The 12,790-nt window shown below is 74.6% G+C and carries 12 protein-coding genes and 1 pseudogene; 6 read left to right on the top strand and 7 right to left on the bottom strand.

Annotated elements, in window-relative coordinates; all coding sequences use genetic code 11:
* Positions 1–282: 282 nt before the first annotated feature.
* Complete coding sequence (locus ABZY20_RS08625; protein WP_356438499.1) at positions 283–1,311, top strand: SDR family oxidoreductase; 1,029 nt, start codon at positions 283–285, stop codon at positions 1,309–1,311.
* Positions 1,312–1,409: 98 nt separating this feature from the next.
* Here the strand turns inward: ABZY20_RS08625 and ABZY20_RS08620 are convergent, their stop codons facing one another.
* From ABZY20_RS08620 to ABZY20_RS08605, 4 genes and pseudogenes are all read right to left on the bottom strand, one after another.
* Positions 1,410–1,700 (bottom strand): hypothetical protein, encoded by a 291-nt coding sequence (locus tag ABZY20_RS08620; protein ID WP_356438496.1) that lies wholly within the window; start codon positions 1,698–1,700, stop codon positions 1,410–1,412.
* 61 nt (positions 1,701–1,761) lie between these two features.
* Positions 1,762–3,051: an ROK family transcriptional regulator gene (locus tag ABZY20_RS08615; RefSeq protein WP_356438494.1), complete on the bottom strand. Its 1,290-nt coding sequence runs from the start codon at positions 3,049–3,051 to the stop codon at positions 1,762–1,764.
* 93 nt (positions 3,052–3,144) lie between these two features.
* Entirely contained in the window at positions 3,145–4,110 is a 966-nt protein-coding gene (locus tag ABZY20_RS08610) for an aminoglycoside phosphotransferase family protein (RefSeq protein WP_356438492.1), read from the bottom strand.
* Between the two features lie 30 nt (positions 4,111–4,140).
* Positions 4,141–4,365, bottom strand: a pseudogene (locus ABZY20_RS08605) (hypothetical protein); the annotation flags it as partial.
* Positions 4,366–4,657: 292 nt separating this feature from the next.
* Between ABZY20_RS08605 and ABZY20_RS08600 the strand changes: the two are divergent.
* From ABZY20_RS08600 to ABZY20_RS08585, 4 genes are all read left to right on the top strand, one after another.
* On the top strand, positions 4,658–5,152 hold the full coding sequence (locus ABZY20_RS08600) for an FBP domain-containing protein (protein WP_356438489.1): 495 nt from the start codon (positions 4,658–4,660) through the stop codon (positions 5,150–5,152).
* A gap of 99 nt (positions 5,153–5,251) precedes the next feature.
* Entirely contained in the window at positions 5,252–6,511 is a 1,260-nt protein-coding gene (locus ABZY20_RS08595) for an aromatic acid exporter family protein (protein ID WP_356438487.1), read from the top strand.
* Between the two features lie 44 nt (positions 6,512–6,555).
* Positions 6,556–7,686: a hypothetical protein gene (locus tag ABZY20_RS08590; RefSeq protein ID WP_356438484.1), complete on the top strand. Its 1,131-nt coding sequence runs from the start codon at positions 6,556–6,558 to the stop codon at positions 7,684–7,686.
* 125 nt (positions 7,687–7,811) lie between these two features.
* A complete protein-coding gene (locus ABZY20_RS08585; RefSeq protein ID WP_356438697.1) occupies positions 7,812–8,990 on the top strand; it encodes a lactonase family protein in 1,179 nt (392 codons plus the stop codon).
* Here the strand turns inward: ABZY20_RS08585 and ABZY20_RS08580 are convergent.
* Positions 8,958–9,686 (bottom strand): DUF2470 domain-containing protein, encoded by a 729-nt coding sequence (locus tag ABZY20_RS08580; protein WP_356438481.1) that lies wholly within the window; start codon positions 9,684–9,686, stop codon positions 8,958–8,960. The two genes, ABZY20_RS08585 and ABZY20_RS08580, sit on opposite strands and share 33 nt — an antisense overlap.
* Positions 9,687–9,771: 85 nt before the next feature.
* The gene (locus ABZY20_RS08575; protein ID WP_356438478.1) at positions 9,772–10,380 is read right to left on the bottom strand and encodes a TetR/AcrR family transcriptional regulator; all 609 of its coding nucleotides are present in this window, start codon (positions 10,378–10,380) and stop codon (positions 9,772–9,774) included.
* Between the two features lie 108 nt (positions 10,381–10,488).
* Between ABZY20_RS08575 and ABZY20_RS08570 the strand changes: the two genes are divergently transcribed.
* Positions 10,489–11,985 carry a cytochrome P450 gene (locus ABZY20_RS08570; RefSeq protein ID WP_356438475.1) on the top strand — a complete coding sequence of 499 codons (1,497 nt, stop codon included), beginning with the start codon at positions 10,489–10,491 and terminating at the stop codon, positions 11,983–11,985.
* On the opposite strand, the gene ABZY20_RS08565 is transcribed toward ABZY20_RS08570, so the two are convergent.
* Positions 11,947–12,777 (bottom strand): pentapeptide repeat-containing protein, encoded by an 831-nt coding sequence (locus ABZY20_RS08565; RefSeq protein WP_356438472.1) that lies wholly within the window; start codon positions 12,775–12,777, stop codon positions 11,947–11,949. The genes ABZY20_RS08570 and ABZY20_RS08565 overlap by 39 nt on opposite strands.
* Positions 12,778–12,790: the final 13 nt, after the last annotated feature.

Genomic DNA, 12,790 nt, shown 5'->3' with positions numbered 1-12,790 from the left:
CGCCCGTTGCCGGAACACCCGTAAGTGGTTCGCCGTTGAACGAACCGTGGGTGCGGATGGGACAGTGTCCCCGGGCCTCACCATTCGCCCACAGGGACGATCGTTCGGCTGAAGCCCTGTGGAGCCCTTCGCCGAGAGGCGACCGCCGTCCGTGCCCACCTCATGCCGCCCCGGCCGCGATTCCCCCGTCCCGGCCGGGGCTTCTTCCTGCCCATGTGCGATCGGCGCGGTCCGGGTACTCGGTCACCTTCCGAGGACGGGTGCGGCCGAGAGGAGCGGAACGTGAGCAGCACAGCGGGCAAGAGGGTCGTCGTGACGGGCGCCACCGGCAACGTGGGCACCAGCGTGGTGCGTCTCCTCTCGGAGGATCCCGAGATCGCCTCGGTGCTGGGCCTGGCCCGGCGGATCCCCGACTGGTCACCGCCGAAGACGGACTGGTCGGCCGTCGATCTGGCCTCCGACCGGTCCGATCTGGTGGAGCGGTTCGGCGGCGCCGACGCGGTCGTCCACCTGGCCTGGGCGTTCCAGCCGACCCACGATCCGGCGACGACCTGGCGCACCAACGTGCTCGGCAGCATGCGGGTGTTCGACGCGGTGGCCGCCGCGGGAGTGCCGGCGCTGGTGCACGCCTCGTCGGTGGGCGCGTACTCCCCCGGCCCGAAGGACAGGCCGGTCGACGAGTCGTGGCCGACGCACGGCTGGCCGGACGCCGCGTACTGCCGTGAGAAGGCGTATCTGGAGCGGGCGCTGGACACGTTCGAGCGCGACCATCCCGCCACGCGGGTGGTGCGGATGCGGCCCGCGTTCCTGCTCCGGCGGGAGTCGGCGAGCGAGCAGCGCCGCATCTTCGGCGGGCGTTTCCTGCCCGGTCCGCTGGCCCGCCCGGAGCTGCTGCCCTTCCTGCCCGACATCCCCGGACTGCGCGTACAGGCGCTGCACACCGACGACGCGGCGGACGCGTACCGGCTGGCCGTCCACTCCGGCGCCCGGGGCGCGTTCAACCTGGCGGCCGAGCCCGCGGTCGACGCGCGGCTGCTGGGTGAGATGTTCGGCGCGCGCCCGGTGCGGCTGCCGCGGACCGCGGCCCGTTCGGCGATCGCCGCGGCCTGGGGTCTGCATCTGCTCCCCGCCTCGCCGCATCTGTTCGACGCGGTGCTGCGGCTGCCCCTGATGGACTGCACGCGGGCGCACACGGAGCTGGACTGGCAGCCGGAGCACACGGCCACGGAGGTGCTGGAGGAGTTCCTGCTGGGCCTGCAGCAGGGCGCCGGCGCGCCGACGGCGCCGCTGCGGGGGCGCAAGGTCGGCTAGGGACGGCGCGGGCCCGGCCCGGCCCCGGTGTCATGGCCGAGGGCCACGGCCGGCCCCCACAGCCGGCCGCGGCCCTCGGTGTTCCCGGGCCCTCGACGTCAGTCGGCGGGCTCGTCCGGTGTCGGGTGCTCGGGGTGGACCGTTCCCGAGCGCGGTGCTCCCTGGCGGCCGGTCCCCGCTTCGTCCGTGTCGGGGACGTCGTCGGCGGCGCGGCCGGACTCCCCGGCGTCGTCGGCCTCGTCGGTCCGGTCGCTGTCGTCCTTGCCGGAAGCCGTGAAGCGCGGTGCGACCTCCCAGGGGTCCTCGCCGGCGTCGGCCTGCTGGTCCGGCATGTCCCGGGGAACGGGTTCACCGTTCTCGCCGGGTGCGTCGAGGCGGTGGTCGGTCACGGCGTACTCCCTTCGGTGGTCCGGGCGCCACGCGAGTACCTCCGCTCTGATCTGCGAAACCTCAGCGCGGTGCCCGCTCCCGGAAGGCCGTGCGCCAGGCCGGGGGCGGAGGCTGCGGAGCCGGGTCGGGGCGACGTCCGCCGCGTGCGAAGAAGTCGGCGAGCGGCAGGATCGCCGCGCCGGCCGTGACCGCGTCGGGCCCGAGCCGCCCCAGCTCGACGGTCGTCTTCCCGGCCGGGTGGCGCAGCGCGTACGACAGGGCGTGGCGGCGTACGGCCGGCAGGAAGCGCGAGCCGAGCGCCAGGCCCGCCCAGCCGCCGATCAGGATGCGCTCGGGCTGGAAGAGGTTGATCAGGTCGGACAGGCCCGCGCCCAGGTACTCGGCGGTCTCCTCCAGGACGGCCAGCGCGACCGGGTCGGCCTCGCCGTCGCCGGTCGGGTACGCCGCGGCGAGCATGGCGGTGAGCGCGGTCTCCTCGTCGGTGGTGTCCGGGACGCGGCCGCCCTCCTCGCGCCAGCGGGCCAGCAGGGACTCGGCCCCGGCGTAGGCCTCCAGGCAGCCGAGCGCCCCGCACCGGCAGCGCCGGCCGCGCACCCGGACGGTCAGATGCCCCCACTCGACCGCCCGGCCCTCCTCCACGTCGGGGGTGACGAGACTGGCGCCGACGCCCGAGCCGAACAGCACGACGACCGCGTTGCGGGCGCCGCGTCCGGCGCCGAACCACATCTCGGCCTGGCCGAGGGTCTTGGCGCCGTTGTCGATGAAGTACGTGACGGTGTCCGGCAGCGGGGAGCCGGTGCGCAGCAGGGCCTCCAGCGGGACGGCGTCCCAGCCGATGGTCTGCCCGTGCACGACGGCGCCGCGGTCGGCGGTGCGCTCCACGATGCCGGGGACGCCGATGCCGACGCCGAGCAGCCGCTCGGGCGCGAGCCCCGCGGAGTCCAGGACCTCGGCGATGCCGTGCCGGATGTGGTCGACGATGACCTCGACCTCGTACCGCTGCGCGGTGAGGGGGCGCTCGGTGCGGGCGAGTTCGGTGAGGGTGAGGTCGAACAGCCCGACGCGCACGCGGGTCTCGCCGACGTCGACGCCGATCATGTGACCGCTGCCCGGTGCGACCCGCAGCAGGGTGCGCGGGCGGCCGCCGTCCGAGTCGACGCTGCCGGCCTCCTCCACGAGCCCCTCGGCGACCAGGTCCGCGACGACGTTGCTGACCGAGCCGGAGCTCAGTCCGGTGGCCGGGCCGAGCTCGAAGCGGCTGAGCGGGCCGTCGAAGTAGAGCCGCTGCAGCACGGCCGTGCGGTTGGCCCGCCTGAGATCGTGCACCGTGCGCCCGTTACGCGCCGCCATGCGGCTCCTTCCCCAGCCCCTGTCCGGCCTGCAACATACCGTCGGGACAGGGCGCGGCGCGACCTTCTTCAGCCCTTATTTCACGGCGTGAGCTTATGAGTCGCCGTCCGCGAGGTCGTCCAGGGCGGCGACCAGTTCCGGGGCGACGGTCGCCCGGACCCAGCGCTCCTGTTCCTCGCCGGCCTCGCGCGGGACGGTCTCGGTGAGCATGATCAGGTACAGGTAGGCGCGGTACAGGGCGAGACGGAGCCGGGCCGCGGTGTCGAAGCGGGCCCGTCCGCCGGCCTCCCGGTAGCCCGCCAGGAACGCCTCGTCGGTCCGGATGTCCCCGAGCAGGGCCAGGGAGACGAAGTCGGCCAGGGGATCGCCCCAGAACATGCGCTCGCCGTCGAGCAGGCCGCCGATGCGGGCCCTGCCGTCCGAGCGGTCGACGAGGATGTTGCCCCGCCACAGGTCGAAGTGCACCAGGCACGGCTCGGTGACCTCGTCCAGGGCGCCGTACGCGGACGCCGCCGTCCGGGCCACGGCGTCCACCGGCCGCGGCAGCCGGGGCCGGTAGCGCCGGGCGTCGTCGAGGACGGCGTCGAACATCGCCGTGAACGCGGTCCGCCAGTCGGCGGCGAGCGGGCCGAGCGCGCCGGAGGGGTAGCCGAAGCCGGGGCCCCGGACGCCGTGCAGCCGGGCCACGTGGCGGCCCAGCTCCGTGCGCAGCGCGGTGTGTTCGGTGTCGGTGAGGGTGCCGTCCCAGGTGTCGCCCGGGCAGGCCGTCATCAGCAGGAAGTCCTCCCCCGCCGACACGAGCCGCGGCGCGGGGACCCCGGCGTCACCGGCGGCGCGGTAGAACTCGGCCTCCGAGACGAGCAGCCGCCGTTCGTGCCGCATCCCGGGGGTGGCCGCCGCGGGCGGGATCTTCAGCACGTAGCGGGTGCCGTCCGTGAGGCGGAGTTCCTCGACGGTGTTGTACGTGCCGCCGGTCAGCGGCGTGAGGTGGGCGAGGCCGCCGGGGTCGAGGCCCGCCTCCCGCAGGATGTGCCGGGCCCGTTCCCAGGAGTCCACCACGGTCTGCCCACCCCTCCACCGCGTCCTCGGTCAGCCGGCGGCGTCCACGTCCTCGACGTGACGCCCGTCCACGATCAGTCCGTCGAGCCACCCCTCGGCGCCCGGCGCGTGCTTGCGGTACAGCGTACGGAACGCCTCCCGCGCTCCGGGGGCCATTCGCGAACCGTCGCCGCACACGCACACCGGCGCCCCCGCGCCCCCGCGCCCCCGCGCCCCCGCGCCCAGCAGGGCTCGCACCTCCCCGGCCTCGGCGGCAGGCGGTTCCGCGGCGTAGCCGAAGTGGTTCCGCGGCATAGCCGAAGTGAGGGCGAGGGCGAGCCGGGCGCCGCCGCCGGGGCGCTGCCGCAACCCGACTCGCCCGGTGAGGAGCTGCCGTACCGTCACGGGCCGTTCGACGGCGATGCCGTCGCGGCTATCGGAGGCCGCCGGTCCGGAGCAGGGCGGCCGCACGGAAATGCGGTGGCTCCGGCCGTACGCCCCTGTCTAACCTGATCCCCGTAAACCTAGGACCCCTAGGTTTACGGGAACGACGACCAGGAGCCCTCCCATGAGACCACTCACCGAGCAGGACATCCGCGCCTCCTTCATCAACTGCTCGAAGGGTGAGGCCAAGCGTCTGGCCGTCCCGCGGGATCTGGCCGAGCGCCCCTGGGAGGATCTCGACTTCCTCGGGTGGCGGGACCCGGGGGCGCCCGACCGGAGCTATCTGGTGACCGGGCGGGACGGGCGGCTCGTCGGAGTCGCGATGCGGTTCCAGGCCGCGCAGCGGGGCTTCCTGCACCGCAGCATGTGCTCGCTGTGCCTGACGACGCATCCGCGGGGCGGCGTGTCCCTCATGACCGCGCGCAAGGCGGGCGCCGCGGGGCGCGAGGGGAACTCGGTCGGCGCGTACATGTGCACCGACCTGGCGTGTTCCCTGTACGTACGCGGGAAGAAGCTGCCGGAGACCGGGGCGCGGTTCGAGGAGAGTCTCACGCTTCAGGAGCAGATCGACCGGACCGTGGGACATCTGGCGGCCTTCCTCGACAAGGTGTCCGCCTGACCGCCCTCGGTCGCCCGCGGTTTCCCACGGCGTTAACGTCCTTCGTAACGTTGTTCGTCGATGCGTTCGAAGTGTCCGGGGAAGGGGAACAGCCGCAGGATGCCAGAGGTACGTGAGTGGACGGCGCAGGCCACACGGATTCTGCGGAAGCGCCGGGACCCCGTGGTCGTCCAGACGCTGCGGTCGGCGACCGCGGCCACGATCGCGTATGTCATCGCCCTGCGGCTCAGTCCCGAGCAGGCCCCGCTCACCGCTCCCCTGACGGCGCTGCTCGTCGTCCAGGTGACCCTGTACGCCACCCTCACCAACGGCTTCCGGCGGGTGAACGCCGTGGTGACCGGGGTGATCGTCGCCATCGTGTTCAGCCTCCTGGTGGGTCTGACCTGGTGGAGCCTGGCGCTGCTCCTGGTGGCCTCGCTCGCCGTGGGGCGGCTGGTCCGGGTGGAGGAGTACGTCCCGGAGGTGGCGATCAGCGCGATGCTGGTCCTCGGGGTCACCACCGTGGGCAACACCGCCTGGGCCCGGGTGGTGGAGACGCTGATCGGCGCGGTCGTCGGGCTCGCCTGCAACCTGCTGCTGGCTCCGCCGGTGTGGGTGGAGGAGGCGGGCGAGTCGATCGACGGCCTGGCGCGCCGGCTGCGGCAGCTGATGCTGCGCATGGGCGAGGAGGCCGCCGGCCGCACCCCCAGCCACGCCGAGCGCGCGGCGGAGCGGCTGCACGAGGCGCGGCGCCTGGACCACGACATCATCGAGGTGGACGCCGCCCTCAGGCAGGCCGAGGACAGCCTGCGGCTCAACCCGCGCGTACGGGAGGGTCTGCTGCACCGGGTGGTGCTGCGCACCGGCCTCGACACCCTGGAGATCTGCACGGTCGTGCTGCGGGTGCTGGCACGGTCCTTCACCGACCTCGCGAAGCAACGCGAACCGGAGCCGCTGTTCGGTCCCGAGACCGGCGCCGTGCTGGAGCAGTTGCTGTCCGAGATCGCCGACGCCGTGGTGAGCTTCGCGGTGCTGGTCACCACCGACCTCAGCGCGAGCGCGGAGTCCGCGGAGGAACGTCTCGCCACCGAGCTGCGCACCGCTGCGGCCACCCGCGACAAGCTCGCCCTGCTGCTGCGCGAGGAGGCCGAGCGCGATCCGCGGAACTGGCAGCTCCCGGGCGCCGTCCTGACCGAGGTCAACCGGATCCTCGACGAGCTCGACACCGAGCACCGCACCCGCCGCCTGTTCGAGGAACTGGACCGGGTCTCGGGTGAACAGCGCGCCCGGATGCCGCGGCTGACGCGGCTGCGTGAGCGCTTGGGCGTCACCGAGCAGATGTGGCGGAACCACGCCGGGTTCGGTGAGCGTTACCGCTGAGGGAGGCCGGCCAAAGACCGGCACCGAGGCGAGGGGGCGGGCCGATGGCCGACACGACCGTGCGGATCGACGGGAACACACTGCGGCTGCCGGGCGGTGCGTCCGTGCGGTTCATCCGCACGCTGCGCCTGCCGGAGACGGGCACCCATCCGCTGCCGCCGGGCCTGGGCGAGTTCCCGGTCCGGCGCGTCGCGGACTACGGCGACCGGGTTCCGGAGGCGATGCGGGGACGCGGCGGTGTGATGCTGCCGGTGTACCTGCGCGAGGCGATGTGGCTGAGTTTCGCGGGGACCCGTGAGCCGGCCGCGCTCCAGGTCGGCGTCGGCAAGGTGTGCGCGGTCTCGGGCCGGCCCTGGAGCGACCGGCTGTCGCGCGACCCGCAGAACTACGTGGTGCTGCCCCGGCAGCCCTGGCTGGACGGCATCAACTCCGGCACGGGCACGGTCCGTCAGTTCGTGGCCGTCCCGCTGGGCCTGGGCGCCACGGTGGAGGGGCAGGTCACGGGCGAGGAGGTGTGGGGCGGTGTGCAGCTGCAGTCGTTCGGGCTGAACGACCGGGAGCTGACGCGGTGGCGTGCGCAGGAGCGGCGGCGTGCGGAGCAGACCCGGTCGGCGTTCCCGGGCGCTCCGGGCGGCGCCCTCGGCGGGTTCGGCGCCGCGATGCCGATGGCGGCGCCGCCCGCGCCGGGCGGCTTCGGCGCCGCGATGCCCATGGCGGCCCCGCCCGCCCCGGGAGCCGTACCTCCCCCCGCCGCGTCCGGGGCCGCCGCTGCCGCCGTCCCGCAGCGCGCGCCCGCCGCCATGGGGCTGGGGGTGGGCGGGTCGATGCGGCAGGAGGTGTACGAGGACGACCGGCCGCTGTCGGACTGGTCGGAGCACCCCGCGGGACGGATCTTCGTGCACCTGGTGACGCCTCCGGAGTGGCGCCGCATCACCGGCGAGGCCGCGCCGCCCTCCCCGGTCGACCGGGCCGCCTACATCCGCGCGGGCCTGCCCTGGTTCGACTACTACGACGACGACGCCGAGGACCTCGCCCCCACGGACACGCTCCGGGCCGTGAAGCCGGCCGGCGACTGGCTCGGGGACGACCACGAGCCCTGGCAGCCGCCCGCACCCGGCCAGGTGCGGCCGCTGGGGGACGCGCCGGGCAAGCCCGTCGAGGACGGCGACTGGTAGCCGCCCCGGCGGTCCGGAGGCGTCCGGTGCCTCGCCCACGGCCCGCCGGCCGTTGTTGCACCCGGTGGGCCGGACACGCCAAGGTGGCTGTCGCGACGGGGACGAGCGACGACCTGAGGGGCGACATGGGCAGTGGTGGCTGGAGCAGGCGCGGTTTCGTCGGCGTGCTGGCGGGCGGGACCGCCGCGGCGGCCCTGTCCGGCTGTGCCGACGCGCCCGCACCCACGGCCCCGGAGGCGAGCGCGCGTCCGTCCCGCGCGGCCCGCCGCCCGTCCGGGCCCCGCCCGCTCTACCTCGGCACCTACACGTCCGCGGAGGGCGGCGGTCAGGGCATCGGCCTGGCCGCGTACGACCCGGCGACGGGCCGGATCGACGGCAGCGGCACCCTCACCGGCGTCGGCGACCCGTCGTACCTCGCGCTGCACCCGGACCGCCGCACGCTGTACGCGGTGAACGAGCGCGAGGACGGCGCCGTGACCGCGGTCCGGCTGTCCGACCGCACGGTGCTGGGCAGCAGGAGCACCGGGGGCGCGGCCCCCTGCCATCTGTCCGTGCATCCGTCCGGGCGCTGGCTGTTCAGCGCGAACTACGGGTCCGGGAGTGTGGCCGTGCACCCCGTCGAGGCCTCGGGAGCGCTCGGCGAGCGGACCGACCTCGTCACCCACTCCGCTCCGCCGCCCGGCCCCGGGCAGCAGGGTCCGCACGCCCACCAGATCGTCACCGCTCCCGACGGCGGCCATGTGCTCGCCGTCGACCTCGGGACGGACACCGTCTACACCTACCGGCTCGACGAGAAGGCCGGCACGCTCACCGAGACCGGCCGGGCGCGGACCCGGCCGGGCGCGGGTCCGCGTCATCTCGCCTTCCACCCCGGCGGCCGGTACGCCTATCTCGCCAACGAGGTGGACGACACCGTGGCGGTGTGCGCCTACGACCCGGACTCCGGCCGGGTGCGGATCGGCGAGGCGCAGTCCACCGGCACCGGCTCGGGCCCGAACTACCCGGCGCAGCTCGTGGTGACGCCGGACGGCCGTCACGCGTATCTCGCCAACCGCGGCCACAACAGCCTCACGCGCTATGCGATCGAGGCGGACGGCGCCCGGCTCGTGCTGCTGGACACGGTGCCGGTGGGCGGGGACTTCCCCCGTCAGATCGCCCTCTCACCGGAGGGCACGCTGCTGTTCGCGGCGAACCAGAAGTCCTCCACCGTCACCGTCTTCCACGTGGACGGGAGGACCGGCGCGCTGCGGCGCGCCGGAGACGCGTTCCCCTCACCCGTCGCCGTCTGCGCGCTGCCGCTGTAGGGCCCGCGGGCAGGAGGCGGCGGCCGCCTGGCCGAGCAGCGCGTGCATGCGTTCGGTGAGCTGCGCGAGGTCGTCGGCGGGCGTGTGGAACGCCAGGCGGACGTCGCCGTGGGTGCGGGCGCGTTCGATGCGCAGCGTCAGTCCGTGCCGGTCGACGGCGAGCGGCTGGACGCGGACCGCGCCGTACAGGCTGCCGGGGTCCACGAGCCGGGTGAGCCGCTCGACGGCGTCGGGGTGGCAGTCGGCGAGGTGGGTCAGCAGCCGGGCCTCGGCCGTGGTGAGCGGGTCGGGGGCGGCGGCGGTGAACTCGTCGAGGTCCACGACCACGGCGCCGGACGGCTGCCGCAGCACCGCGCGCGTGGGCGTGAAGGCGAGCCGGTCCCCCTCGGCGGCGAACCAGCCCGCGAGCCACAGCCGGGCCCGGATCCGGCTGCGTACGGGGACGGGTGCGACGTCGGCGAACTCCAGCACGGCGGACGGCTCGCCGCGGGGCGCGCAGATCGCGGCCGTGAGCAGGGCGCTGTCCTCGGGCACGCCGACCAGCACTCTGCCGTCAGCGGCCACCGTGTGCGCGCCGACCAGCTCCTCCCGCGCGCCCTCCGCGGTCACCGAGCAGGACCAGGCGGCGGCGAGCACCGAGCGCGCCCGCTCCGCGGCGGCGGGGGCCGCCGTCCAGCTGTGGCTGTCGTCACCCATCAGAAACCCTCCTTAGGTAAGGCTCACCTAACCTATCGGAGTTCGGGGTGCGAGCCAACCACGGCACCCGGACTTGCCGGATCTTTCAGGGGGCGAGGACACCCAGCAGGGCGCGGGCGCACAGCTCGCGCACCTGCTCCCGCGTCAGCTCCGTGTCGCGCAGCCACTCCAGGCAGACGGCCGTCGTGAACGCCAGCCAGCCGCGCACCGCGAGCCGGACCGCCGGCCGGTCCCGGAACGCCGGCCCGAACTCGGGGTCGGCGGCCAGGGCGGCCAGGATCTGCCGCTCCTGCGCGGCCAGGGCCCGCTGGTAGACGCGCCGCACCGCCTGGTCCCCGGCCGCGTCGGCGCGGTGGAAGGCGCGGTAACCGTGGGCGTGGGCCCGGACGTACTCCAGGAAGGTGTCGAGCCCGGCCGTGAGCTGCTCGCGCACGGGGACGCCGGGCACGGCCGCCGTCATGCGCAGCATCCGCTCGCTCTCCCGTTCGACGACCGCCGCGAAGAAGTCCCGCTTGGTCGGGAAGTAGTGGTACAGCAGCCCGCGCGAGACCCCGGCGATCTCGGCGACCTGCTCGATCCACACGTCGTCGTAGGGGTGGTCCGAGAACAGCCGCGCCCCGACCGACAGAAGCTGCTCGCGGCGCTCCTGGGTGCTGAGCCGGCGGCGAGTGCGCCCGCCCTGGTTCGCGGCCATGCCCGCACTTTACTTGACGCCGGTTCAGCGGCCGGACCACACTGACCGCGTTATTGAACTCACGTACAACACGTGCGAACGCGCCGCCGGATCGAGGGAGATCGCGTCATGACCCAGGCGCCGATACGGGCCGGGCAGCCCAAGGGGTTCCGCAGTGCCGAGCTGGGCTGGCCGGAGCTGGAGCGCATCCCGCACCCGCCGCACCGGATCCCGCTGCTCGGCGACGTGGTGGGCGTCAACCGGCGCACGCCGCTGCAGGACTCGCTGCGCTACGCCCGGCAACTGGGTCCCGTCTTCCGGCGGAAGGCCTTCGGCAAGGAGTTCGTGTTCGTGTGGGGCGCCCGGCACACGGCCGACCTCGCGGACGAGGCGCGGTTCGCCAAGCACGTCGGGCTGGGCGTGGCCAACCTGCGGCCGGTCGCCGGGGACGGGCTGTTCACGGCGTACAACCACGAGCCGAACTGGCAGCTGGCGCACGATGTGCTCGCCCCGGGCTTCAGCCGCGAGGCGATGGCGGGTTACCACCCGATGATGCTGGCCGTCGCCCGGCGGCTGACGGAGCAGTGGGACCGCGCGGCGCGCGACGGCCGGGCGGTGGACGTGCCCGGTGACATGACCAAGCTGACACTGGAGACCATCGCGCGCACCGGGTTCGGGCACGACTTCGGCTCGTTCGAACGCTCCCGCCCGCACCCCTTCGTGACCGCGATGATCGGCACGCTCACCTACGCCCAGCGGCTCAACACCGTGCCCTTCCCGCTGGCCCCGCTGCTGCTGCGCGGCGCGACCCGGCGCAACGCGGCGGACATCGCCCACCTCAACGGCACGGTCGACGAACTGGTCCGGGCCCGGCGCGCGGCGGGCCGCGGGGACGGGGACCTGCTCGACCGGATGCTGGAGACGGCCCACCCCGAGACGGGGGAACGGCTCTCCCCAAAGAACGTCCGCCGCCAGGTGATCACGTTCCTCGTCGCGGGCCACGAGACGACCTCGGGCGCGCTGTCCTTCGCCCTGCACTACCTCTCCCGCCACCCCGAGGCCGCCGCCCGGGCCCGGGCCGAGGTGGACCGGGTGTGGGCGGACACGGCGGAACCGGCCTACGAGCAGGTGGCCCGGCTGCGTTACGTGCGCAGGGTGCTGGACGAGTCGCTGCGGCTGTGGCCCACCGCGCCCGCCTTCGCCCGGGAGGCGCGGGAGGACACCGTGCTGGCCGGGGAGCATCCCATGCGGCGCGGGGCGTGGGCGCTGGTGCTGACGCCGATGCTGCACCGGGACCCGGAGGTGTGGGGCGCGGACGCCGAGCGCTTCGACCCGGACCGCTTCGAGGCACAGGCCGTACGGTCCCGGCCGGCGCACACCTTCAAGCCGTTCGGGACGGGGGCGCGGGCCTGCATCGGCCGCCAGTTCGCGCTGCACGAGGCCACGCTGGTGCTCGGCCTGCTGCTGCGCCGCTACGAGCTGCGCCCCGACCCGGCGTACCGGCTGCGGGTGACGGAACGGCTCACGCTGATGCCGGAAGGACTGCGGCTGCACCCCGAGCGCAGGGCACCGGTGCGGCAGGCTGCCTCAGACCTGAGCCGTCCAGCGCCCGGGGCGGGTGACTGAGCCGGGCAGCCGGGTCCCGGCACTCCCCCGGGCCGCGTCGAGCTGCGGCTGGGTGAGGAAGAACGCCCCGGTCAGGTCGGCGTCGCTGAGGTCCGTGTCGCGCAGGTCGGCACCGATCAGGTCGGCGCCCCGCAGGTCCGCGCCGGTGAGGTCGGCGGCGATGAGGTAGGCGCCGCGCAGATCGGCACCGCGCAGGTCCGCGCCCCTGAGCCGGGCGCCCATCAGGTCGGCGCCCCGGCGGTTCTTCCCCCGCCCCTTGACGCCGGCCCGGGCCAGCTCGCTCGCCCTCAGCAGCAGGACGTTGACCTCCCGCCGGTGCGCCGCCACGTCCAGTGCGACGAGCTCCTCGGGGGTCCGGCCGGTCAGGTCCCGGATCGTGCCCTGCGCCTCGCGCAGCTCCGGGCGCAGCGAGCGCGCCGCGGGCAGGGTGAGCGCCTCCGTCAGGTACCAGAGCAGCTCGTGCAGCTGCCGCACCACGGGGAACACCTCGAACATGCGGCGGGCGTGCCCCGGCGGACCGCCGCGCCAGTCCTGCCCGGCGAAGGTGATCTGCGAGACCTGCTGCCCGGCGCCGAAGCAGTCGTAGACCGTGCAGCCGGCGAACCCCTCCTGCCGCAGCCGCGCGTGGATGCCGCAGCGGTGGTCGTCGCGGAGGTTGCGGCAGGGCGTGCCGGCGTCCTTGCCGACCGCGAAGTCGGCCGAGGCGGCGAACGGCAGGGCGACGCAGCAGAGCCCGAAGCACCGGGCGCAGTCGCCGCGCAGTTCCGACGGATCGGACAAGTGTTCCTGCATGGGCCTCAGGCTA

The organism is Streptomyces sp. NPDC006624 (genome assembly GCF_040611555.1).
GTDB lineage: Bacteria > Actinomycetota > Actinomycetes > Streptomycetales > Streptomycetaceae > Streptomyces.
Note: the sequence above shows the minus strand (reverse complement) of the source record. Positions and strands in the feature narration are given on the sequence as shown.

Bases quoted from the DNA above. Each gene is read 5' to 3' on its own strand.
- ABZY20_RS08615 (WP_356438494.1), bottom strand. From the start codon at position 3,051: ATGGCGGCGCGTAACGGGCGCACGGTGCACGATCTCAGGCGGGCCAAC.
- ABZY20_RS08600 (WP_356438489.1), top strand. From the start codon at position 4,658: ATGAGACCACTCACCGAGCAGGACATCCGCGCCTCCTTCATCAACTGC.
- ABZY20_RS08595 (WP_356438487.1), top strand. From the start codon at position 5,252: ATGCCAGAGGTACGTGAGTGGACGGCGCAGGCCACACGGATTCTGCGG.
- ABZY20_RS08590 (WP_356438484.1), top strand. From the start codon at position 6,556: ATGGCCGACACGACCGTGCGGATCGACGGGAACACACTGCGGCTGCCG.
- ABZY20_RS08585 (WP_356438697.1), top strand. From the start codon at position 7,812: ATGGGCAGTGGTGGCTGGAGCAGGCGCGGTTTCGTCGGCGTGCTGGCG.
- ABZY20_RS08580 (WP_356438481.1), bottom strand. From the start codon at position 9,686: ATGGGTGACGACAGCCACAGCTGGACGGCGGCCCCCGCCGCCGCGGAG.
- ABZY20_RS08575 (WP_356438478.1), bottom strand. From the start codon at position 10,380: ATGGCCGCGAACCAGGGCGGGCGCACTCGCCGCCGGCTCAGCACCCAG.
- ABZY20_RS08570 (WP_356438475.1), top strand. From the start codon at position 10,489: ATGACCCAGGCGCCGATACGGGCCGGGCAGCCCAAGGGGTTCCGCAGT.
- ABZY20_RS08565 (WP_356438472.1), bottom strand. From the start codon at position 12,777: ATGCAGGAACACTTGTCCGATCCGTCGGAACTGCGCGGCGACTGCGCC.